General features: G+C 77.5%; 2 pseudogenes. Both read left to right on the top strand.

Annotated elements, in window-relative coordinates:
* Positions 1-444: pseudogene (locus tag AOJ26_RS36620) on the top strand (ABC transporter ATP-binding protein); the annotation flags it as partial.
* Positions 441-1,445 (top strand): annotated as a pseudogene (locus AOJ26_RS36615) (ABC transporter ATP-binding protein); the annotation flags it as partial. The pseudogenes AOJ26_RS36620 and AOJ26_RS36615, both read left to right, overlap by 4 nt.

Here is a 1,445-nt window from a genome sequence, read left to right as displayed (position 1 = left end):
CTCCCGTCCCCCTCCCCCGCCCGTGTCCGGGAGGCTGCCCGCACGGCCCACGCCGACGACTTCGTGCGCCGGCTGCCCGACGGCTACGACACCCTCGTCGCCGACGCCCCCCGCTCCGGCGGGGAGTCCCAACGGCTGGGTCTCGCCCGGGCGTTCGCCCACGGCGGCCGTCTGCTCATCCTCGACGACGCCCTCTCCAGCCTCGACACGGTCACGGAGGCCCGCATCGCCGATGCCCTGGTCGGCGGCGGGGCCGGCGGCACCCGCCTGCTCGTCGCCCACCGCACCGCCACGGCCGCCCGCGCTGACGCGGTGGCCTGGCTGGACGGCGGACGGGTACGGGCGGTGGGCCCGCACGAGGAGCTGTGGCGGATGACGGAGTACCGGGAGGTGTTCGGGGACGCGGCGGAGGGCACGGACGCCTCGGACGGGGAGACCGCATGAGCGGCGGCTCGGCACCCGGCGGGATCCGCACACACGGTCTTGCCTTCCTGCGGGCCCGGTGGCGGGTGCTGGTCCGGCTCGGCGGGTGGTCCGTGCTGGAGACCGCGCAGACCTTCCTCACCGGGTACGCGCCCGCCCGCGCCCTGGACGAGGGGTTCCTGGCCGGGCGGCCCGGCGTCGGACTCGTCTGGCTCGGGGCCGCCGGGATCGGGGTGCTGGTCGGCGCGTACGGGACGGTAAGGGTGTACGCCGCCGTCGCCGCGCTGGTCGAGCCGCTCCGGGACCTGCTGGTCGAGCGGGTGGTCGAGCGCGGCGTGCGGGAGGCCGACACGGGGGCGCTGTCCGGGCTGACCCAGCAGGTCGAGATCGCGCGGGACACGTTCGCCGGGCTGGTGATGGTGTCGCGTTCCTTCGTGTTCACGGCTGTCGGGGCGGCCGTCGGACTGGCCTCCCTGGACCCGCTGCTCCTGCTGGTCGTGGGGCCGCCGCTGGCCGCCGGGCTGGCGCTGTTCGCGGCCACCCTGCGCCCCCTGGCCCGCCGCCAGGAGGAGTTCCTGGTCGCCGACGAGGCCCTGGCCGACGGTCTCGGCACGGTCTGCCCGGGACTGCGGGACATCACGGCGGCCGGTGCGGAGGACCGGGTCGCCGCCCGCACGGGCCGACTGGTGGACACCGAGCGGCGGGCCGCGTACTCCCTCGCCCGCTGGTCCGTCCTGCGGGTGGCCTCCCTCGCCCTCGGCGGCCAGCTCCCGATCGTCCTGCTCCTGGCCTGCGCGCCCTGGCTGCTGGCCCGCGGCGTCACCACGGGCGCCCTGGTCGGCGCCCTCGCCTACGTCACCCAGTCCCTGCTGCCGGCCCTGCGCAACCTGGTGCACGGCCTGGGCACGAGCGGCTCCCGCCTGGTGGTGGTCCTGCGGCGACTGATCCGCGAGCCGGCCGCGGACACCCCCGGCCGGGCCGACGGCACCACCGCCGCAGGACCCCGTCCCGGCGGACGCCCC

It is taken from the genome of Streptomyces sp. NRRL B-24085 (assembly GCF_001282115.1).
Lineage (GTDB): Bacteria > Actinomycetota > Actinomycetes > Streptomycetales > Streptomycetaceae > Streptomyces.
This window is presented reverse-complemented; position numbering and strand designations above follow the sequence as displayed.